Consider the following 18090-nt stretch of genomic DNA (forward strand, 5'->3'; position numbering starts at 1 on the left):
GGAGAAAGCGAGCGAGCAATGGTTGGATCGAGCAAGATCCTCACGGTATCCTACGGCACGTTCTCGTGCACGCTGGAAGGGTTCGAGGATTCCTTCTCCACGATGAAGGCGATCGCGGAATATTTCCGCGACCTCGCCGCCGACGACAGGTATTTCGGCGCAGAGCCGCCGACCCCCGACGCCGAGATGCTGGCCCGAATCGCCGAGCGCGAGGTGTCGCGCCGGGTCGAGGCGCGCAGCGACAGCCGGGGAATCGTGCTCAGCGCGCTGGCCCCCGCAGCGGCGCCTCCTGCCCCCGCGGCCGAGGAGCCGACGCCCGAACCGGCCGCGCCCGCCGCCGCCGACGATCTTCCGCCGCCGGCCCACGCCGGCGCCGCGGACCAGGAGGAGCCGTCCGCCGGCGCCGCGGTCGGGGAGGACACCTCCCCACTGCTCGCGGCCGCCGCGCCGGCGGAGGCTCCCGCCCCTGCCGCTCCCGCCCCTGCCGCGTCTGCCCCAGGTACGACCGCCACCGCCGCCCCCGCGATGCCGCCCCTGGCCGACGACGACAGCGTCGCCGCCAAGCTGCGCCGCATCCGGGCGGTCGTCGGCCGCAATGCCGCCCCCGCGGCCCCCGTCGCCGCCGAGGACGGCGGCGAGGACGCGCCCATGGTCGGCTTCGCCAGCATGGACGACGAGGGCAGCTTCCCCGAGGCCGACTTCTCCGCCCCCGACAGCGACGTCCTGGACGGCGACCGGGCACGCGACGTCGCCGACGACACTGCCGACACCGCCGCAGCCGAGGACGACATCGCCGCCGCGGACGCCGCGGCCATCGAGGATCCCGCCTCCGAGGACCGCGACGCCGACGCCGGAAAGGACGCTGGCGAATCGCTCCCCGAGGCCGTCGAAGCCGAGGCGTTCGAGAACGAGGCGGCGTTTCAGGACGACGCGGCCGACGCGCCGGACCAACCCGGCATGGCGGACCCCGCCGGGACCGAGCCCGAGGACGACACCGCCGGCCTCGTCGATCTCAGCGCCTACGTCGCCGGCACCTATGACGCGAGCGAGGCCGAGGAAGGCGACCTTCCCGTCGTCGGCGCGGCCGGCGAGGATACCGCCTCCGAGCCCGCGGGCGAGGACGACGACGAGGCCGCGCCGGCCACCTATGCCGACGCGGATGCGGACCTCGCCGATGCCGCCGAGGAGGAGGTCGACGACCTTCTCGCCCTCGACGCCGACGACGACGAGCCCGTGCGCGCCCGTGTCATCCGCATGAGCCGCAGCGACTTCGAGGCCGCCATCGCCCGCGTCCGCACGCCCGACACCGGCGACGACGAGGCGGAGAACGCGTTCGCCGAGGCCGCGCAGGACGACGAGGACGACGACGGCAACGCCGAGGAGGCCTTCGACGACGCCGCCTTCGACCCCGACCGCCTCGCGTCCGAGGACTACGCCGCCGGCACCCTCTCGGACGAGGACGAGGCCGAGCTGATGTCGGAACTCGCCGCGCTCGAGGCCGGGACGGACGAGGACGACGCCGCCGGCTTCTGGGACGAGGCCGTCCTCACCGACGACGATCTTGCCGGCCGCGACAGGGCCGCGACGGAGACGGTCGACTCCTCGACCGTCGCCGCCCCGAACGACCATGCCGGGACCGACCTCGCCGCCGCCGACGACGACGACGACGACGACGACGACGAAATCGAACGCACCCTCGCGGCCGCCCTCGCCGAGGACCGGACCGGGACGGACGAGCCGTTCGGGATCGAGCCCGCACCCGATCGGGAGAGCGAACTCCCCGCCAACGCTCTCTCCGCCGGGGACGAGGCCGAAGCGGTTCACGCCGAGACCGCCGCCGGGGCGGAAGACGCGGATCGCGACGATCGCGCCTGGCTCGACAGCGACGACGAGGACGACGGCCTCGCGTCCGCGGGCGAAGCCGCCCGGCACGACGAGGCCCGGGTCGCCCCGCGGCACGACGACGAGGACGCCGATGCCGACGCCCCTGCCGCCGTGGACGACGCCGCCCGCTCGCGGCTGCAGCGCGAGCCCGAGGACGACGAGGATTCGATCTCGCGCCTGATGTCCCGCGCAGAGGGAGAGCTGTCGGCCCCCGAAGCCCGCTCGCGCCGCGAGGCGATGACCGGCCTCAAGGCCGCCGTCGCCGCCGCCGAGGCCGACCGACAGCTCGGCGACGGCAAGCGGCACACCGACGAGGCCGCCTTCCGCGACGACCTGCGCCAGGTGGTCCGACCGCGCCGTCCCGAAGCCGGGGCGGAGCATCGCTCGGAACGGCCGCGCCCGGCGCCGCTGAAGCTCGTCGCCTCCCAGCGGGTCGACCTGCCGGAGCCGAACGCCGACGCCCGCCCGGTCCAGCCGGTCCGCCCGCGCCGCGTCACCCTCGACGACGTGGCGGACAGCGCGCCCGCCGCGCCCGCGCCGAAGGCCGACACCGGCTTCGCCCAGTTCGCCTCCGAGATGGGCGCCCACGACCTGCCGGATCTGCTCGAGGCCGCGGCCGCCTACACCTCGTTCGTCGAGAAGGCGCCGGATTTCTCCCGGCCGCAACTCGTGAACAAGGTGCGCGAGATGGCGACCGGCGAGTTCAGCCGCGAGGACGAGCTGCGCTCCTTCGGCACGCTCCTGCGCCAGGGCCGGATCGCCAAGGTCCGCAACGGCCGCTTCGCCGTGACCGAGGCGACCCGCTTCCACCCAGAGCGCGCCGCCGGCTGACCGCGGCCAGCCTCACGAAATGCGGAAACGGGCTCCCTCGCGGGGGCCCGTTCCCGTTTCTGCCTCCGCGTCGTCCCGCCCTCTCCCCACGCCGGACGGCGCCGAACGGGCGGCACCCTGCCCTTCGCATGTCACCCAAATACGCTGGCCGGCCCATCCACCCCGGGCCGCGCCCGAGGGGTCTCCCCACGGACGCAGCCACGGCCGCCCCCCCTCCCGTCGTGGCGCCCGGGCTGCCACGCGCGGCCCGAGCCGAGGGCCGCAAGGCCCGCAGGCGAGACAAGAAGAACGCGGCGCCAGCCGCTCCGCCGGATCAGGCGTCTGGATCGTGCCGGCCGACGCCGCGGAAGATCGCCCGGAACGGCAGCGCCCAGACGATGCCGAGCGCCACGTAGATCGCGAATTCCAGCCAGATCGGCGGCCGGTCGAACAGGTTCACGATCGTCACCGCGACCACGATGTAGGCCGGCAGCCCGATCACCAGGATCAGCAGCGACAGCCGCTTGCGGGCCTTGTGCGACAGCGCCATCAGTCGGCGAACGGGTCGGTGACGAGGATCGTGTCCTCGCGCTCGGGCGAGGTCGAGACCATGGCCACCGGGCAGCCGATCAGCTCCTCGATGCGGCGGATGTACTTGATCGCCTGCGCCGGCAGGTCCGCCCAGGATCGCGCGCCGACGGTGCTCTCGCTCCACCCTTCCATTTCCTCGTAGACCGGCGTGCAGCGCGCCTGCCGGTCGGCGGCGGTGGGCAGGTAGTCGTAACGCTCGCCGTCCAATTCGTAGCCGGTGCAGATCTTCAGCCGCTCGAATCCGTCGAGGACGTCCAGCTTGGTCAGCGAGATGCCGTTGACGCCGGACGTCGCGCAGGTCTGCCGCACCAGGCAGGCGTCGAACCAGCCGCAGCGGCGCTTGCGCCCGGTGGTCGTGCCGAACTCGTGCCCCCGCTCGCCCAGCCGCTGGCCGTCCTCGTCCAGCAGTTCCGACGGAAACGGCCCCTCGCCGACGCGCGTCGTGTAGGCCTTGACGATGCCGAGGACGAAGTCGATCGCGCCGGGCCCGATCCCCGTCCCCGTCGCCGCCTGACCGGCGATGACGTTGGACGAGGTCACGTAAGGGTAGGTGCCGAAGTCGATGTCGAGGAGCGCGCCCTGCGCCCCCTCGAACAGGATGCGCTTGCCGGCGCGCCGCGCCTCGGTCAGCACCTTCCAGACCGGGGCGGCATATTCCAGGATCGCCGGCGCGATCTCGCGCAGCCGCGCCAGCAGGTCGGCACGGTCCACCGCCTCCAGCCCCAGCCCGGCGCGCAGCGCGTTGTGGTGCACGAGGGCGCGGTCCACCCGCAGCTCCAGCGTGGCGTCGTCGGCGAGGTCGGCGACCCGGATCGCCCGGCGCCCGACCTTGTCCTCGTAGGCCGGGCCGATACCGCGGCCCGTCGTGCCGATCTTGGCGACGGAGTTCTGGCTCTCGCGCGCGCGGTCCAGTTCGCCGTGGAACGGCAGGATCAGCGGCACGTTCTCGGCGATCATCAGCGTCTCGGGGGTGATCTCGATCCCTTGCCCGCGGATGCCCTCGATCTCGCCGATCAGGTGCCAGGGATCGAGGACCACGCCGTTGCCGATGACCGACAGCTTGCCGCCCCGGACTACGCCCGACGGCAGCGCGTGCAGCTTGTAGACCTCGTCGCCCACGACGAGCGTGTGGCCGGCATTGTGCCCGCCCTGGAAGCGCGCGACGACGTCCGCCCGCTCGCTCAGCCAGTCGACGATCTTGCCCTTGCCCTCGTCACCCCACTGGGTGCCCACGACGACCACGTTGGCCATTGATACTCCCCTCGTCCGCCGGACCGGCGCCCGTATAGGCGAGGACGCGGGCGGACGGAACAGCGACTTGGCCGTGGCCATGCCGCCGCGCCCGGACGTCCCGCGCGGCCGCAGGACGCCCGGACGCTTGGCCCCGGCCGTCCGTCTGAATAACGTCGGCGCCGGGAACAGGACGGAGAAGACAATGGGGTTCGTCTGGCGCTGGCTCTTCGCGTTCGCGCTTCTGGCGGCGACGTACAACCCGACGGAGCTGAACTTCATCTCCTGGGCGACGCGGAACTACGCGACCGAGACGCCGCTGACCGTGCTGTTCGCGCTCGTCCTCGTCGTGGCCTACATCGTCTACCTGACGGCGACCCTGCGCTCCATCGGGGCGCTGGGCATGGCGCTGGTGGTCGCGCTCGTCGCGGCCCTCGTCTGGGTGCTGGTGGACCGCGGCCTCATCAGCCTGCAGAATCCGTCGGTGAACACCTGGATCGGGCTGTTCGGGATGTCGCTGGTCCTCGCCATCGGCATGTACTGGTCGATCCTGTGGCGCCGCCTGTCCGGTCAGCTCGAGGTCGACGACAACGATGGATGACACCCGCCCCTCCGCCGGCCTGCCGCCCGGCCTGTCCCGGCCGGCGCGCCGGGCGCTGGAGGGCGCCGGCGCCAGCACGCTGGAGGACGTGGCCCGGATGACCGAGGACGCGGTGCGCGGGCTGCACGGGATGGGGCCCAAGGGAATCGGCCAGCTGCGCGAGGCGCTGGCGGCGCGCGGCCTGCATTTCCGCGCTCCGGCGCCCTGAGATGCGGACCCTCGCCTGGATCCTCGGCATCCTGGCGGTGATCTGCCTCGCCGGCGGGATGGGCGCGGCGCAGAAGGCGGGCCTCCTGTGGCAGTCCGGCCGGGGGCTGGAACCGCAGCAGGCGGTGATGTGAGGCGTCGCCTCGATCCTGCCGATCCTCATCGGTCTCGTCCTCGGCCTCGGCGCGGTGGCCGCCGGTCTCGCCGCGCGCCGGCGGCGGGAGGGGTCGCGTCCGCCCGGGCCGGTCCGCCTGTGGGCCGGCCGCGGCCTGATCGCCGTCGGCGTGGCCTGGCCGGCGTGGCAGGTCGCGCAGGCGGTCCGCGACCTGATGGCCCTCCGCGAGAGTGCGGCGGAGGCGGGGGCGCCGCCGCCGGCGCTCGGCGCGCTCGGCACGGCGCTGATCGCGGCGCCCGGCCCGCTGATCTTCGGCCTCCTCCTGATCTGCGCCGGCCTGCTGGTCCGCGGCCGCGGCGCCGCCGCGCCGCCGCTCGGCCCAGGCGGGCGGAGCGGGGTTGCGGGCCCGCCCCCGACCCTCTAGATACGCCGCGGTCCGGCACCGGCGAACACAGCGAGCGTCAATGGAAAACGTCATCCTCATCGTCCATCTGATCCTCGCGCTGTCGCTGATCGTCATCGTCCTGATGCAGCGGTCCGAAGGCGGCGGCCTCGGGATCGGCGGCGGCGGTGGCGGGGCGATGACCGGCCGTTCGGCGGCGACGGCCCTCGGCAAGGCCACGTGGATCCTCGCCATCGCCTTCATCTGCACCTCCATCGCGCTCACCATCATCGCCGCCCGCAACGACGCCGGCGCCTCGGTGATCGACCGGCTGCAGGACGCGCCCGCGCCCGCGACGGAAGCGCCGGCCGACCTCGGCACCGGCGACGGCCTGCTGCCGCCGACGGCCGGCGGCGGCGACGCGCCGCTCGTGCCCGACGCCGACTGACGGAAACGGGGCGCTGCCCCTCTACATCTTGCGGAGGCGGTTGCGGCGCCCCGCTTCATCTATTATTGCTGGAGTCCCGTGGGGCGGCGAGATTCGCATCTGGCCTCCGCGCTGATCTGGCGGACTTGCGGGGAAATCGGACATATGGCGCGTTACGTCTTCATCACCGGCGGCGTGGTCTCCTCGCTCGGCAAGGGCCTCGCCTCGGCGGCGCTCGGCGCGCTCCTGCAGGCCCGCGGCTTCACGGTGCGGCTGCGCAAGCTCGACCCCTACCTCAACGTCGATCCCGGCACGATGAGCCCGTTCGAGCATGGCGAGGTCTTCGTCACCGACGACGGCGCCGAGACCGACCTCGACCTCGGCCATTACGAGCGCTTCACCGGCGTCAGCGCCCGCGCGACCGACAGCGTCTCGTCGGGCCGCATCTATTCCACGGTGCTCGAGAAGGAGCGCCGCGGCGACTACCTCGGCAAGACCATCCAGGTGATCCCGCACGTCACCAACGAGATCAAGGACTTCCTCCGCATCGGCGAGGACGAGGTCGACTTCATGCTCTGCGAGATCGGCGGCACGGTCGGCGACATCGAGGGGCTGCCGTTCTTCGAGGCGATCCGCCAGTTCGCCCACGAGAAGCCCAAGGGCGAGTGCATCCTGATGCACCTGACCCTCCTGCCTTACCTCGCCGCGTCGGGCGAGCTGAAGACCAAGCCGACCCAGCACTCGGTGAAGGAGCTGCAGTCCATCGGCCTCGCCCCCGACGTCCTCGTCTGCCGGTCCGAGCATCCGATCCCCGAGCGGGAGCGCGAGAAGATCGCCCTCTTCTGCAACGTCCGCAAGGAACACGTCGTCGCCGCCTACGACCTGAAGACGATCTACGAGGCGCCGCTCGCCTACCATCGCGAGGGCCTCGACCAGGCGGTGCTGGACGCCTTCGGCATCAGCCCCGCCCCGCGGCCGAACCTCGACCGCTGGACCGACGTCATGGACCGGCTGGAGAACGCCGAGGGCGAAGTCCGCGTCGCCATCGTCGGCAAGTACACGCAGCTGGAAGACGCCTACAAATCCATCGCCGAGGCGCTGACCCACGGGGGCATGGCGAACCGGGTGAAGGTGCGCGCCGACTGGCTCGACGCCGAGATCTTCGAGCGCGAGGACCCGGCGCCCTGGCTGGAGCGCTACCACGCGATCCTCGTCCCCGGCGGCTTCGGAGAGCGCGGGACCGAAGGCAAGATCAAGGCCGCCCAGTTCGCGCGCGAGCATGGCGTGCCCTACCTCGGCATCTGCCTCGGCATGCAGATGGCGGTGATCGAGGCGGCGCGGAACAAGGCGGGCCTCGTCACCGCCGGGTCCGAGGAGTTCGACCACGAGGCGGGCGTCCGCCGGTTCGAGCCCGTGGTCTACCACCTCAAGGAGTGGATCCAGGGCAACCACGTCGTCGCCCGCAAGGTCGAGGACGACAAGGGCGGCACCATGCGCCTCGGCGCCTACACCGCCAACCTCAAGGCCGGCTCCCGCGTGGCCGAGGTCTACGGCGCGGGCCAGATCGAGGAGCGGCACCGCCACCGTTACGAGGTGGACGTGAAATACCGGGAAAAGCTGGAGGGCGCGGGCCTGTGCTTCTCCGGCATGTCGCCGGACGGCCGCCTGCCCGAGATCGTGGAATGGGCCGACCACCCCTGGTTCATCGGCGTGCAGTTCCACCCCGAGCTGAAGTCCAAGCCCTTCGCGCCGCATCCGCTGTTCGCCGACTTCGTGCGGGCGGCGGTGGAGACGTCGCGGCTGGTCTGACGCCGGCCCGCGAAGAAATTTCGACGAAATTTCATCCGCGCCAGAGGGAAGTTCGTCGAATTTCCCTCGCGCTTACCGAACGAAAGAAGGGCCAGCCTTTCGGCCGGCCCCTCCTCTCGGGAAAGACGTCCGGGGTCAGGAGCTCCAGAAGCCCTCATCGCCCATGTCGGTCTCGACACCGGCCAGGCCGGGTTCCTGGATGTAGCCGGCGCCGGTGGGATCGTAGCCACCGTAGACGCCGCCCGAGAATTCCTCCTCGTTCAGCATTCCGTCGCTATCGATGTCCCAATCGTTCAGGACCGGCGTGTCGGCGAACCCGGTCCGGAATTCGTCACGGGTCAGCAGGCCGTCCGCATCGACGTCCCAGCCCGCGTAGTCCGACGTCCAGTCCGCGCCCGCGGACCAACGACCCTCGGGGCCGAAATCGGTCTGCGCGCTCTCGAACTCCGAACCGGCGAGCTCGGCGTTCATGTCGGCGTCGTAGCGGTCATACGCGCCCCCCGCGAGTTCGTCCTGGTCTATCATGCCGTCGTCGTTGGCATCCCAGTTGGCGAAGACGCCGGCGTCGCCGACGCTCTGCGTGAACTCGTCGCGGGTCAGCGTGCCGTCACCGTCGAGGTCCCAGTCGCTCGCGGTCTGGGCGAGCGTCGGGCCGGCGACGAGGGCCAGCGCGGTGCCGAGGGCGAGGGTGGTGTTCTTGTCGAGGCGGAGCATGTGCGTCCTCCTTCGGTGTGTCTCGGCGGGCAGGAGGCCCGCCGTCCGTCACACCAACGATGGCCGCAAGGCGCCGTTCCGGCCTTTCGGGGTCCGGGCTTCAAGTGCCCGTGAGGCCCCGCTCCCGCCCGTCAGAACCGCAGGTCGAAGACCCGCGTCACCCCCAGCGAGACGCTGACCTGCTCGTCGTCCAGCGTGAGCGGGCTGTCCGCCGCGCTGTCCTGCAGCCGGTCGTAGCGGGCGTCGCCGTAAAGGCTCCACGCGGGGGCGAAACGCCAGTCGAAGCCCGCCTCGAGCCCGGCCGAGATCAGCCCGCCCTCCGCCTCGTAGCCGACCCGCGGGTCGTCGAAGTAGTAGGCGGCGTAGTCGTCCGAGCCGTACAGGACCCGCGGCCCCAGCGTCAGCACGAGATCCGGCTGCACCCGGACCACGGCGTCGATTCCCGCCTCGGCGACGACGCTCTCGTGCCCGGTCACGCCGTAGCGCACCGCCGCGAAGGCCTCGTAGCCCGGACCGGCATAGCTGATCTGCCCGCCCAGCTCGACGGACTGGTCGAGGTCGGGCAGGCCGGCGAGTTCGGGGTAGTCCTCCGCCGTCCGCTCCGGCACCAGCCGGAACGACGCGCCGAAGCCGAGGCCGCTGGCCGGGGCATAGGGGTCGGGATCGCCGAACTCGAACCCGCCGATCCGGCCGTAGGCGAAGGAGAAGGCGAAGTCCGGCCCCAGCTCGGACTCGCCCGAGCCGAAATAGCCGGGCGTCGAGGCGACGCCGCCGCCGAGGCGGAAGACCAGGCGGTTGCCGCTCTCCTGCGCCGCGGCGGCGGCGGGCGCGAGGGCGAGGGCGGCGAGGAGGGCGGAACGGATCATGGGGGCTCTCGGACACGGAACGGGGATGAACCCAAGCCTAGCGGTCCGGCGCGCCGCGGCAAGCTTGCCGGCCGGGCCGCGCGCGCCTAAAGGCAGGCGATGCTCAGCTACCAGCACGCCTACCATGCCGGAAACCTCGCCGACGTGCACAAGCACGCGTTGCTGGCGTGGATGCTGGACTACATGGCGCGGAAGCCGAAACCCCTCACCTACATCGAGACCCACGCCGGCCGCGCTCTCTACGACCTCTCCGCGCCGGAGGCCGCGAAGACCGGCGAGGCGGCAGGCGGGATCGTGCGCGCCGCCGACCGGTTCGACGCGGACCACCCCTACGCGCGCACCCTGACCGCCATCCGCGCCGCGCACGGCCCCGACGCCTACCCCGGCTCGCCCGCGATCGCCGCCCACCTGCTGCGCCCGGACGACCGGATGCGGCTGGCCGAGCTGCACCCGCAGGAACACGCCGCCCTCGCCGCCGCCCTCGGCCGCCGCGCCGTGGTCGAGCAGCGCGACGGCGTGGAGATGGCCCGCGCCGTCTGCCCGCCCGACCCGGCGCGGGGGCTGCTGCTGTGCGACCCCTCGTGGGAGATCAAGACGGACTACGAGACGATGCCCGACCTGTTCCGCCGCCTCGCGAAGCGCTGGCCCGTCGGCATCCTCGTCCTGTGGTATCCGCTGCTGGAGCAGGCGCCGCACGCCCCGATGGTGGAGCGGCTGGCCGCCGACCACCCGGCCGCCCTCCGCTCCGAGGTGACCTTCCCGCCGGTCCGCCCCGGCCACCGCATGCGCGGCTCCGGCCTGTTCGTGGTGAACCCGCCCTGGGGCCTCGTGGGCGAGGCGGAGCGCCTCGCCGCCCGCTTCGCAACCCTCGCCTGAGCCACGCGGGGACCACCCGCCGGCCTCAGCCACGCCAGCGGCCCGGCCGCGACCTGCCGCCGCCCGGTCAGGCCCTCCCTCCGGTCCAGGAATACCCGCCCCGGCCCTGCGCCGGGGCCCCGCGGTTGCAGTGCGGTGCGATTCATCGAGAGCCCGGCGCGACAGGTCCCGCCCGGGATCAGCCGCGCCAGCAGCCCGGGCAGCGGCTGGCCGCCCCCACGGCCGGACGCTTCGGTGCCGCCTGCGCGACGTTCGGGAGGAGCCCGTGACGGCGCCATGCGGCGACAAACTCCACCGGAGGAGCGTCTGCCCGCGGCCAGCCGATGCCCTCCGTCGCGCCGGCACCCCTCCTTGTGCCGCCGCGCCCGCGAGGGCGTCGGGCTTCGAGACGGCGGGTGACGACCTCCGATCCGGAGATCGGTCCGGAAGCCGCACCGGCTTTCGCGCCGAAGTCCGTCCCGGACTTCGGTCCCGGCGGCTCGCGGCACGCCCTCCCCCGCCCTCGTGAGCACCCCCGCCCTTTCCGCACCGCCGCCCCGCCGCTATATCGCCCCCCATGTTCGCCGATTTCCTCAAGCGCCTGACCGCCCCCGAGCCCGACAGGCTGCCCGATCCCGACGCCCGCCTCGCGCTCGCCGCGCTCCTCGTCCGCATCGCCCGCTCCGACGGCAGCTACGACCCGGACGAGCGGGCGCGGATCGACCGCATCCTCGCCCGCCGCGACGCGCTGACGCCGGACGCCGCCGCCCGCCTGCGCGAGGAGGCCGAGTCCCTGGAGGCCGAGGCTCCCGACACCGTCCGCTTCACCCGCGCGATCAAGGACGCGATCCCCTACGAGGAACGCGCGACGGTGATCGAGGCGCTGTGGGAGGTGGTGCTCGCCGACGGCGAGCGCGACACCGAGGAGGACGCCCTGCTGCGCCTCGTCGCCCCGCTCCTCGGGGTCGAGGATCAGGACAGCGCGCTGGCCCGCCAGCGGGTGCAGGCCCGCCTCGGCTGAGATGTTCGCCGCCCTGCCGATGTACGACCGGCCGGAGACGGCGGCCGCGCACGACGCCCTGTGGACCGGCATTCGCGACCGCCTGCGGTCCGACGGGATCGACGCGCCGGCGTCGCTGGACCGCGAGACGGACCACATGGCGGGCTGGGCCCGCGACGACCTGCTGCTCGGCCAGATCTGCAACCTGCCGCTCCGCGTCCTGCACCGTCGCCGCCTGACCGTCCTCGGCTGCGGCGACTACGGCCTGGACGGCACCGCGCCCGGCCTCTACCGCTCGCTCTTCGTGGTGCGCGACGACCATCCGGCGCGCCGCCCCGAGGACGCCGTGCACGAACCATTCGCCTACAACGACGCCCTGTCCTGGTCCGGCTGGGGCGCGCCCTGGCACTGGGCCGACGCAAACGGCCTGTTCCTGACCCCGGCGCTCGCCACCGGCGCCCATACCGCGAGCGCCCGCGCCGTCGCGGACGGGCGCGCCGGCCTCGCCGCCATCGACGCCATCACCTGGCGCGCGCTGCAGAGGTGGGAGCCGGCGGCGGCCCGCCTCCGCGTGATCGGCCGCACCGGCGCCAGCCCGGGGCAGAGCTTCGTCACCGCCCGCCCGGAGCATGCCGACGCCATCCGCGCCGCCCTCGCCGCCGCCATCGCGGGGCTGCCGTCCGAGCACGCCGCCACGCTCGGCCTGCGCGGCATCGTTCGCCTGCCCGACACCGCCTACGACCTGGCCGTTCCGCCCGATCCGCAGGCAATCGCCGCCTGAGACGGCACGGCACCCGCCCCGCGCCATTGCATGGACCGCCGAATTGCGCCCTACTCGCCGGCGGGAACAGGGGACCATCAGTCACGTGAACACGCCGGTCATCGAGATCCGCGACCTGCACAAGTCCTACGGCACGCTGGAGGTGCTGAAGGGCGTCGACATCGCCGCACCGGCGGGCCACGTCGTCAGCCTCATCGGCTCGTCCGGGTCGGGCAAGTCGACGCTGCTGCGCTGCGCGAACCTGCTGGAGGACAGCCAGCAGGGCGAGGTGATCTTCTGCGGCGAACCGGTCGCGTGGCGCGGCAGCGGCCTCGGCCGCCACCCGGCCGACCGGGCGCAGGTCACGCGGATCCGCACGAACCTGTCGATGGTGTTCCAGCAGTTCAACCTGTGGTCCCACATGACGGTCCTGCGCAACGTGATGGAGGCCCCCGTCACCGTCCTCGGCCGCGATCCGAAGGAGGTGGAGGAGCGGGCGCGCCATTACCTCGACCGCGTCGGCATTGGCGACAAGGCCGACGCCTGGCCCGCGCAGCTGTCGGGTGGCCAGCAGCAGCGGGCCGCGATCGCGCGGGCGCTCTGCATGGAGCCGAAGGCGCTGCTGTTCGACGAGCCAACCTCCGCCCTCGACCCCGAGCTGGAGCAGGAGGTGGTGCGCGTCATCAAGTCGCTCGCCGACGAGGGGCGCACCATGGTCCTCGTGACCCACGACATGAAGATGGCGAACGACTGCTCGGACCACGTCGTCTTCCTCCACCAGGGCAGGATCGAGGAGCAGGGCCCGCCCGGCCAGGTCTTCGGCAACCCGCAGACCGCTCGCCTGCGGCAGTTCCTCTCGGCGGGAGAGGCGGCATGAGGGTCCCGGACCGCGCGCCCGGCGCCAGCGCGGCCGGCAGGTCCGCCGAAGGTCCGATCGACCGCACCGCCGCGAAACGCGCGGCGCAGCGGCAGGCTTGCGCAGGCGGCCGTTTCGCATAACCCTGTGCGGCAGAGAGAAAAGCCGCCGGACCGAACCGGCGGCCCCCAACGGGAGAGACACGATGAAACTGATCCTTTCCACGGCCACCGCCGCGCTGATCGCCGGCGGCGCGCTCGCCCAGGACGTGGTGCGCATGGGCACCGAGGGCGCCTATCCTCCGTACAACTACATCGACGACGACGGCGAGGTCGCGGGCTTCGAGCGCGAGCTGGGCGACGAGCTGTGCGCGCGGGCCGAGCTGACCTGCGAGTGGGTCACCAACGACTGGGATTCGATCATCCCGAACCTCGTCTCGGGCAACTACGACACGATCATCGCCGGGATGAGCATCACGGACGAGCGGGACGAGGTCATCGACTTCACCCAGGACTATTACCCGCCGACCGAGAGCGCCTATGTCGCCGCCTCCGAGGACGTGGACGTGACCTCGGGCGTCGTCTCGGCGCAGACCGCCACCATCCAGGCCGGCCACGTCGCCGAGAGCGGCGCCTCGCTGCTCGAGTACGCGACGCCGGACGAGACCGTCGCCGCGGTCCGCTCGGGCGAGGCCGACGCGGTCTTCGCCGACTACGACTACCTCCTGCCGATCGTCGAGGCGTCGGGCGGCGAGCTGATGTTCGTGGGCGACCGCGTGCCGCTCGGCGGCGGCGTCGGCATGGGCCTGCGCGAGAGCGACACCGACCTGCGCGAGGCGATGGACGCGGCCATCAGCTCGATGAAGGAGGACGGCACGCTGAACGAGCTGCTGGTCAAGTGGTTCGGCGACCAGGTCGCGACCTACTGAAGACAAGGGGCGCGGGGCCGGTCGGCCGGCCCCGCGCCAGTTCCGCATGTTCGCCGCCTGCGCCGATCCCGCTAGCCTCGAGGGCCTGACCTGGCTCGCCTGCTACCTGACCACGGGCAAGCACATGGCGATCTACTGGTCGGTGGGCACGGTCCTTCTGCTGCTCGCGATCACCGCGCCGGTGGCGCTGGCCTTCGGCTTCGGCGGCGCGGTCATGGCGCGCAGCCACATCCCGCCGGTGGCGTGGATCGGCCGCGGCTACATCGCGGTCGTCCGCGGCGTGCCGGACATCGCCTTCTTCCTGTTCTTCGTGATCGCCCTCGACCAGGCGTTCGAGTACGTCCGCCACCGCATCAAGTGCCCCGATTGGACGGACCCGGTGCGGCAGGGCAACGATTTCCTCGTCTGCCCCGCGGCCAAGCTGCCGCTGTCCACCGCGCCCGAATGGGTGCACGAGACCTACGGCTTCCTCGTCGCCGTCCTCACCTTCTCCATCGTGTTCGGGGCGTTCGCCGCGAACGTCCTCTACGGCGCGATGCGGGCGGTGCCGCACGCGCAGATCGAGACGGCCGAGGCCTACGGCATGACCCGCCGCCAGACCTTCCGCCGCATCCTGGTGCCGCAGATGTGGGTCTATGCGCTGCCGGGCCTGTCCAACCTCTGGATGGTGCTGGTGAAGGCGACGCCGCTGCTGTTCCTCCTCGGCGTCGAGGACATCGTCTACTGGGCGCGCGAGCTGGGCGGGACCAAGACGCCGCAATTCACCGACTACCCGCACGGCGACTGGCGGATGTGGTACTTCCTCGCGCTCCTCGTCTTCTACCTCGGCGTGACCAAGGTGTCCGAGATCGGGCTGGAGCGGCTGATGCGTCGCCTCAGCCACGGCCAGGCGACGACGGGGGGCGAGCTGCTGCGCAAGGAGGTCACGCAATGAGCGCCCCCCGGAAATCACGCGATTTCCGTGCACGATCTCCACGCGGAGATCGTACGCCAGTTTCTGCGCAGAAACTGGCGCCAGAAACTGCGCAGTTTCTGCCCGCCCCACCCGAAGGCCGCGCATCGTGACCTGCGCCGCCACCATCGCCGACTACGCCCTGCGCTCCATCGGCATCGGCGAGCGCCTCCTGCCGCGCAGCGACTTCACCCTCTGCGAGCAGGTCACGCTGATCGGCTCGGGCATGATCTGGAACATCTATTTCGGCACCGTCGCGCTGCTGACCGGCTTCGCGCTGGCCACCGCCGTCGCCCTCGGCAAGGCGTCCCGCAACCCGCTCCTGCGCAAGCCGGCCGAGTGGTTCGTCTTCGTCTTCCGCGGCTCGCCGCTCTTCATCCAGTTCTTCTTCGCCTACTTCCTGTTCCTGTCGCTGAAGTCGGCCTACCCCGCCTGGGGCGCCTTCACCTCCGCCTGGCTCGGCGCCGCGCTGGTCCTGTTCCTGAACACCGCCGCCTACTCGGCCGAGATCTTCTACGGGGCCTTGCGCTCGATCCCGAAAGGCGACACCGAGGCGGCCGACGCCTACGGCTTCGCCGGCTGGGCGAAGTTCCGGCGCATCACCTGGCCCACCATGCTGCGCCTGGCCTGGCCGGCCTACACGAACGAGGCGATCTTCCTGTTCCACGCCACCACGCTCGTCTTCTTCTCCGGCTTCCCGGCGGCGCAGCAGCGGGGAGACGCCCTCTATTACGCGTCCTACTTCGCGGACAAGACGTTCAACCCGTTCGTCCCCTACCCGATCCTCGCCGGCTACTTCATCCTCGCCACCTTGTGCATCATCGCGGTCTTCGGCGCCGTGAACCGCCGCCTCAACCGCCATCTCCCGGCCGAGCGGCGCGCCCGCCGGCCGCGGATGATGCCGCAGCTGGCGCGCTGATGGGCTGGCTCGAGGATCACCCGGACGTGCGCAACGTCCGCTGCGGCGCCGCCGATCTGAACGGCCAGGCGCGCGGCAAGCGTATCCCGGTGAAATTCGCGAAGAAGCTGGAGGAGGAGGGCACCCGCTTCCCCCTCTCCGTCCTCAACCTCGACATCTGGGGCGAGGACGTGGAGGACTCGCCGCTCGTGTTCGAGATCGGCGACCCCGACGGCGTCCTCTGGCCGACCGAGCGGGGCTACGTGCCGATGCCGTGGCTGCCGACCCCCTCGGCCCTGCTGCCGGTCTGGATGTCCACCGAGGACGGCCGGCCGTTCGATGGCGACCCCCGCCACGCGCTGCGCGCCGTGGTCGACCGCTACAAGGCCCTCGGCCTGACGCCGGTGGTGGCGACCGAGATGGAGTTCTACCTCGTCGACGACAGCGGCAAGGAGATCCGCCAGCCGGTCTCGCCGCGCTCGGGCAAGCGCCGGATGGGCGCCGACATCCTGTCGCTGCGCGCGCTCGACGCCTTCGACATCTTCTTCAACGACCTCTACGACGGCTGCGAGGAGATGGACATCCCGGCCGAGGCCGCGATCTCGGAGGTCGGGCTGGGGCAGTTCGAGGTGAACCTCGTCCACGTCCCCGACGCGCTGAAGGCGGCGGACGATGCGTGGCTGTTCAAGATGCTGGTCCGCGGCCTCGCCCGCAAGCACGGCATGGCGGCCAGCTTCATGGCCAAGCCCTACGAGGACTGGGCCGGCAACGGCCTGCACTGCCACTTCTCGGTGCTGGACGCCGAGGGCCGCAACATCTTCGCCGACGGCACCCACGCCGGCACGCCTGCGCTGAAGAGCGCGATCGCCGGGGCGCTGAAGGGCATCCCCGAACTGTCGCTGATCTTCGCGCCCCACGCCAACAGCTACCAGCGCCTCGTCCCCGAGAGCCACGCCCCCACCGGCATCTGCTGGGCCCACGACAACCGCACCGCGTCGGTGCGCGTCCCCGGGGGCTCGCCCGCCGCGCGGCGGGTGGAACACCGTGTCGCGGGCGGCGACGTGAACCCCTACCTGTTCCTCGCCGCCGTCCTCGGCTCCGCCCTCGTCGGGATCGAGGAGGGCTGGACGCCGCCGCCGCCCATCGAGGGCAACGCCTACGAGCAGGACCTGCCGCAGATCCCCGCCACCTGGGCCGACGCGATCGATGCGTTCGAGGCGTCGGACCTCGCCCGCCGCATCTTCCCGCAGCAGCTGATCGACAACCTCGTCATGACCAAGCGGCAGGAACTGCACTACATCGCCGAACTGACGCCCGCCCAGCAGATCGAGCTGTATCTCGATACGGTGTGACCGGGCTCAGGAGCCCGGCAGCGTCACCCGCCGCTCACGCAACCAGGACGTCATCTGCCAGCGCAGCAGGTAGTCCGCGGAGAAGACCGAGTAGGACACGCCCGCCGCTTCGGCCGCGGTCCTTATCTGCAGCTCGTACGGCCCCTCGCGGCCGTCGGTGTCGATCAGCACCACCGCCGGCGCCTTGCCGGTGAGCGCGGCGAAGAACAGCGCCTGCTGCAGGCTGTCCAGCGACGAGCGCCGGTCGAGCCCGATCTCGATCACCTGCGTCTCGGTCTCGCAGTCGACCCGCACCCGGTGCAGGTCGTAGCCGACCGAGTAGCCGTGGCTGACCTCCGCCGTTCCGTTCAGGAACAGCGCGCAGAGGATCGGGATGAAGTCGGCCTCGAGCACGGTGCGGCAGGTCCGTTAAGGAAGGTTAACGAAAGGTTAACGTCGGATCGCCGACCCGTCGAGCCGCAAGCGCCCCGGAAGCAGCGGTAGGGCGCCATGAGTTGCGGACCATCACCGCCGGAGGCGTCCGTCCGCTGCTAGCCACCGCCCTACCCGATCCTCCCCCCGCCCGGAATCAGCCGCGAAGCGGCCCGGGCTGCGTCTGGCCGCCCCCCCCCCCGGCAAGACGCTGCCTCGCCGCCGGCGCGACGAAAGAGGTCGTGCGGGGGCGGGCCATAAGCACGGACCATCACCGGAGGAGCGTCAGTCGGCGCACAGGTGCCGCCCTCGCGTCGCTGTAGGGTGGGTGCAACCCACCGCGTTGAGATCGGTGGGTTTCACCCACCCTACGGCCCCGGGCCAGCCCCCCAACCGCCCTGGCGACGGCCGGCCGCCCCCCGTGCCGCCGTCCTCCGTTCCC

The 18090-nt window shown here is 72.1% G+C and carries 20 protein-coding genes; 15 read left to right on the forward strand and 5 right to left on the reverse strand.

What is annotated here, in order from left to right; genetic code table 11:
* The first annotated feature begins 18 nt into the window (after nucleotides 1-18).
* Complete coding sequence (locus A37W_RS22735; protein ID WP_018302305.1) at nucleotides 19-2715, forward strand: hypothetical protein; 2697 nt, start codon at nucleotides 19-21, stop codon at nucleotides 2713-2715.
* A 313-nt stretch (nucleotides 2716-3028) separates the two neighbouring features.
* On the opposite strand, the gene A37W_RS0106960 is transcribed toward A37W_RS22735, so the two are convergent.
* The gene (locus tag A37W_RS0106960; protein ID WP_018302306.1) at nucleotides 3029-3244 is read right to left on the reverse strand and encodes a DUF2842 domain-containing protein; all 216 of its coding nucleotides are present in this window, start codon (nucleotides 3242-3244) and stop codon (nucleotides 3029-3031) included.
* Entirely contained in the window at nucleotides 3244-4536 is a 1293-nt protein-coding gene (locus A37W_RS0106965) for an adenylosuccinate synthase (protein ID WP_018302307.1), read from the reverse strand. Before A37W_RS0106965 ends, A37W_RS0106960 begins: the two co-directional genes overlap by 1 nt.
* Before the next feature lie 184 nt (nucleotides 4537-4720).
* Here A37W_RS0106965 and A37W_RS0106970 point away from each other — a divergent pair, with 184 nt between their 5' ends.
* The 6 genes from A37W_RS0106970 to pyrG all read left to right on the forward strand — a co-directional run bounded on the left by A37W_RS0106970 (nucleotide 4721) and on the right by pyrG (nucleotide 8056).
* Entirely contained in the window at nucleotides 4721-5116 is a 396-nt protein-coding gene (locus tag A37W_RS0106970) for a DUF6524 family protein (RefSeq protein WP_018302308.1), read from the forward strand.
* The gene (locus tag A37W_RS0106975) at nucleotides 5109-5324 is read left to right on the forward strand and encodes a helix-hairpin-helix domain-containing protein (RefSeq protein ID WP_018302309.1); all 216 of its coding nucleotides are present in this window, start codon (nucleotides 5109-5111) and stop codon (nucleotides 5322-5324) included. Before A37W_RS0106970 ends, A37W_RS0106975 begins: the two co-directional genes overlap by 8 nt.
* A 1-nt stretch (nucleotide 5325) precedes the next feature.
* Entirely contained in the window at nucleotides 5326-5457 is a 132-nt protein-coding gene (locus A37W_RS24520; RefSeq protein WP_018302310.1) for a hypothetical protein, read from the forward strand.
* Between the two features lie 54 nt (nucleotides 5458-5511).
* On the forward strand, nucleotides 5512-5862 hold the full coding sequence (locus tag A37W_RS0106985; protein WP_018302311.1) for a hypothetical protein: 351 nt from the start codon (nucleotides 5512-5514) through the stop codon (nucleotides 5860-5862).
* A gap of 40 nt (nucleotides 5863-5902) precedes the next feature.
* Entirely contained in the window at nucleotides 5903-6268 is a 366-nt protein-coding gene (gene secG, locus A37W_RS0106990) for a preprotein translocase subunit SecG (RefSeq protein WP_018302312.1), read from the forward strand.
* A 144-nt stretch (nucleotides 6269-6412) separates the two neighbouring features.
* Nucleotides 6413-8056 (forward strand): CTP synthase, encoded by a 1644-nt coding sequence (gene pyrG, locus A37W_RS0106995; protein WP_018302313.1) that lies wholly within the window; start codon nucleotides 6413-6415, stop codon nucleotides 8054-8056.
* 135 nt (nucleotides 8057-8191) lie between these two features.
* Here pyrG and A37W_RS22740 read toward each other — a convergent pair whose 3' ends face one another.
* Nucleotides 8192-8770 carry an EF-hand domain-containing protein gene (locus A37W_RS22740; RefSeq protein ID WP_018302314.1) on the reverse strand — a complete coding sequence of 193 codons (579 nt, stop codon included), beginning with the start codon at nucleotides 8768-8770 and terminating at the stop codon, nucleotides 8192-8194.
* Between the two features lie 131 nt (nucleotides 8771-8901).
* Nucleotides 8902-9636 (reverse strand): MipA/OmpV family protein, encoded by a 735-nt coding sequence (locus A37W_RS0107005; protein ID WP_018302315.1) that lies wholly within the window; start codon nucleotides 9634-9636, stop codon nucleotides 8902-8904.
* A gap of 99 nt (nucleotides 9637-9735) precedes the next feature.
* Here A37W_RS0107005 and rlmJ point away from each other — a divergent pair, with 99 nt between their 5' ends.
* The 8 genes from rlmJ to A37W_RS0107045 all read left to right on the forward strand — a co-directional run bounded on the left by rlmJ (nucleotide 9736) and on the right by A37W_RS0107045 (nucleotide 17237).
* On the forward strand, nucleotides 9736-10512 hold the full coding sequence (gene rlmJ / locus A37W_RS0107010; RefSeq protein ID WP_018302316.1) for a 23S rRNA (adenine(2030)-N(6))-methyltransferase RlmJ: 777 nt from the start codon (nucleotides 9736-9738) through the stop codon (nucleotides 10510-10512).
* A gap of 556 nt (nucleotides 10513-11068) precedes the next feature.
* Nucleotides 11069-11512 (forward strand): tellurite resistance TerB family protein, encoded by a 444-nt coding sequence (locus tag A37W_RS0107015; protein ID WP_018302317.1) that lies wholly within the window; start codon nucleotides 11069-11071, stop codon nucleotides 11510-11512.
* Nucleotide 11513: 1 nt separating this feature from the next.
* Nucleotides 11514-12272, forward strand: coding sequence for a phosphate/phosphite/phosphonate ABC transporter substrate-binding protein (locus A37W_RS0107020; RefSeq protein ID WP_018302318.1), 759 nt, complete (start codon nucleotides 11514-11516; stop codon nucleotides 12270-12272).
* 85 nt (nucleotides 12273-12357) lie between these two features.
* A complete protein-coding gene (locus A37W_RS0107025) occupies nucleotides 12358-13128 on the forward strand; it encodes an ABC transporter ATP-binding protein (protein WP_018302319.1) in 771 nt (256 codons plus the stop codon).
* Nucleotides 13129-13312: 184 nt separating this feature from the next.
* Nucleotides 13313-14035 (forward strand): transporter substrate-binding domain-containing protein, encoded by a 723-nt coding sequence (locus A37W_RS0107030; protein ID WP_018302320.1) that lies wholly within the window; start codon nucleotides 13313-13315, stop codon nucleotides 14033-14035.
* Between the two features lie 46 nt (nucleotides 14036-14081).
* Entirely contained in the window at nucleotides 14082-14969 is an 888-nt protein-coding gene (locus tag A37W_RS0107035; protein ID WP_018302321.1) for an ABC transporter permease, read from the forward strand.
* A gap of 127 nt (nucleotides 14970-15096) precedes the next feature.
* Nucleotides 15097-15906: an ABC transporter permease gene (locus tag A37W_RS0107040; RefSeq protein WP_018302322.1), complete on the forward strand. Its 810-nt coding sequence runs from the start codon at nucleotides 15097-15099 to the stop codon at nucleotides 15904-15906.
* Nucleotides 15906-17237 carry a glutamine synthetase family protein gene (locus A37W_RS0107045; RefSeq protein ID WP_018302323.1) on the forward strand — a complete coding sequence of 444 codons (1332 nt, stop codon included), beginning with the start codon at nucleotides 15906-15908 and terminating at the stop codon, nucleotides 17235-17237. Before A37W_RS0107040 ends, A37W_RS0107045 begins: the two co-directional genes overlap by 1 nt.
* Nucleotides 17238-17243: 6 nt before the next feature.
* Here the strand turns inward: A37W_RS0107045 and A37W_RS0107050 are convergent, their stop codons facing one another.
* Nucleotides 17244-17630 (reverse strand): hypothetical protein, encoded by a 387-nt coding sequence (locus tag A37W_RS0107050; RefSeq protein WP_018302324.1) that lies wholly within the window; start codon nucleotides 17628-17630, stop codon nucleotides 17244-17246.
* Nucleotides 17631-18090 lie beyond the last annotated feature (460 nt).

Origin of the sequence: Wenxinia marina DSM 24838, from assembly GCF_000379485.1 — a bacterium.
GTDB lineage: Bacteria > Pseudomonadota > Alphaproteobacteria > Rhodobacterales > Rhodobacteraceae > Wenxinia > Wenxinia marina.

What these genes read in the sequence shown, in the direction of transcription:
- A37W_RS0107030 (WP_018302320.1), top strand. Translation starts at nt 13,313, where the DNA reads ATGAAACTGATCCTTTCCACGGCCACCGCCGCGCTGATCGCCGGCGGC.
- A37W_RS0106970 (WP_018302308.1), top strand. Translation starts at nt 4,721, where the DNA reads ATGGGGTTCGTCTGGCGCTGGCTCTTCGCGTTCGCGCTTCTGGCGGCG.
- A37W_RS0107020 (WP_018302318.1), top strand. Translation starts at nt 11,514, where the DNA reads ATGTTCGCCGCCCTGCCGATGTACGACCGGCCGGAGACGGCGGCCGCG.
- A37W_RS22740 (WP_018302314.1), bottom strand. Translation starts at nt 8,770, where the DNA reads ATGCTCCGCCTCGACAAGAACACCACCCTCGCCCTCGGCACCGCGCTG.
- A37W_RS0106975 (WP_018302309.1), top strand. Translation starts at nt 5,109, where the DNA reads ATGGATGACACCCGCCCCTCCGCCGGCCTGCCGCCCGGCCTGTCCCGG.
- secG (WP_018302312.1), top strand. Translation starts at nt 5,903, where the DNA reads ATGGAAAACGTCATCCTCATCGTCCATCTGATCCTCGCGCTGTCGCTG.
- A37W_RS22735 (WP_018302305.1), top strand. Translation starts at nt 19, where the DNA reads ATGGTTGGATCGAGCAAGATCCTCACGGTATCCTACGGCACGTTCTCG.
- A37W_RS0107035 (WP_018302321.1), top strand. Translation starts at nt 14,082, where the DNA reads ATGTTCGCCGCCTGCGCCGATCCCGCTAGCCTCGAGGGCCTGACCTGG.
- rlmJ (WP_018302316.1), top strand. Translation starts at nt 9,736, where the DNA reads ATGCTCAGCTACCAGCACGCCTACCATGCCGGAAACCTCGCCGACGTG.
- A37W_RS0107005 (WP_018302315.1), bottom strand. Translation starts at nt 9,636, where the DNA reads ATGATCCGTTCCGCCCTCCTCGCCGCCCTCGCCCTCGCGCCCGCCGCC.
- A37W_RS24520 (WP_018302310.1), top strand. Translation starts at nt 5,326, where the DNA reads ATGCGGACCCTCGCCTGGATCCTCGGCATCCTGGCGGTGATCTGCCTC.
- A37W_RS0106965 (WP_018302307.1), bottom strand. Translation starts at nt 4,536, where the DNA reads ATGGCCAACGTGGTCGTCGTGGGCACCCAGTGGGGTGACGAGGGCAAG.
- A37W_RS0107015 (WP_018302317.1), top strand. Translation starts at nt 11,069, where the DNA reads ATGTTCGCCGATTTCCTCAAGCGCCTGACCGCCCCCGAGCCCGACAGG.
- pyrG (WP_018302313.1), top strand. Translation starts at nt 6,413, where the DNA reads ATGGCGCGTTACGTCTTCATCACCGGCGGCGTGGTCTCCTCGCTCGGC.
- A37W_RS0107045 (WP_018302323.1), top strand. Translation starts at nt 15,906, where the DNA reads ATGGGCTGGCTCGAGGATCACCCGGACGTGCGCAACGTCCGCTGCGGC.
- A37W_RS0106960 (WP_018302306.1), bottom strand. Translation starts at nt 3,244, where the DNA reads ATGGCGCTGTCGCACAAGGCCCGCAAGCGGCTGTCGCTGCTGATCCTG.